This window comes from Acinetobacter sp. YH12058, assembly GCF_013419805.1.
GTDB classification, from domain to species: Bacteria; Pseudomonadota; Gammaproteobacteria; order Pseudomonadales; family Moraxellaceae; genus Acinetobacter; species Acinetobacter towneri.
In genome coordinates this window covers 1-1088 of record NZ_VOZL01000065.1, presented here as the reverse complement: position 1 = coordinate 1088, position 1088 = coordinate 1, and the positions used below count along the sequence as shown (strand labels likewise).

General features: G+C 36.9%; 1 protein-coding gene. It reads right to left on the bottom strand.

The window, feature by feature from the left end:
* Positions 1 to 727: 727 nt before the first annotated feature.
* Positions 728 to 1088: conjugal transfer protein TraD (locus FTU09_RS13715; protein WP_180080601.1), on the bottom strand; the 361-nt coding region annotated here is incomplete at its 5' end.

Genomic DNA, 1088 nt, shown 5'->3' with positions numbered 1-1088 from the left:
AACTAACCCCATAAGTTACCCCTTATTTATAATTTAGTTACATATTATCAAAAGTAACCGAAGTTACAATAAAAAATATGTAACTTATAGCAGGGTAAATGTAACTTTATAGCAGGGTAAATGTAACTTTATAGCAGGGTAAATGTAACTTTATAGCAGGGTAAATGTAACTTAATGAGGCTGGAAAGCCGCACTGGGCTTGCGTTTCAGCGTGTCTAAAAGCATTTAAAAGCTTAAAAGATTATTAAAAGCCCAAAACATTTAAAAACTGATATGAAAATTGCCCTATGTTTTCGCTTTGCTCAAACTTTATTGAAACTCGCTTTGCTCGTTTCTGGGGGGCAATTTTTTTCAAAGGCGGGATAATGTTCAAAAAAAACTATGAATTCGCTTCGCTCATAAGTTTTATGCTCGCTTTGCTCGGTCATAAAGCAAATTAAGTTCAGTCGCTTTGCTCGGTAGATTTCAAACCAGTGCAAATACCGCAATTGTAATCAGAGGGAAAAACACGAGAATTTTTATTCTGGGGTCGTCACTCGTAGACACTCGTTCGGTTTAAACCTGTTTTTTTATTTAGAAGATTTAGAATTGAACACCAAAAAAAAGTATTCGATTTGATCAAAATCAGTAAAAAACATCATTTTCAGCCTAAAAAATAGATTCACATCGTCAAACTAGGTTTTTTATTGCCTTAAAACGCTCTCATTTGCGCTCTAAGGCGTTTTTATTACTTTTTGGTGTCTTTCCTTTGGTTTAGTGTTTGTTGTCCGTATTCGCGCCATAAAGCCCATTTTGGGTCATCTTTGGGTAATTCTGCTGTTTTAAGGAGGATACCAAGCAACTCAGCTGGGTTGTGGTTGTCTAAATTGGCGATTTCAAACAAGGCACCAAGTTGGACAAGTTTGTGGGTTCGCTCTTTACGTTTTTTTGCCTGTTCTTCGGTAAATATTTTTTTGGCTGCTCGTTGGGCTGCTGCTGCTCGATCTGCGGTACGTTCTGCTTTGATCAGCGTGTTTAAGTGTTTTGTGTTTGTTGGTGTACGCTCATGTTCAGGAATGTTGTAAAGCTCAACAAGAGTTTTTTGGGTA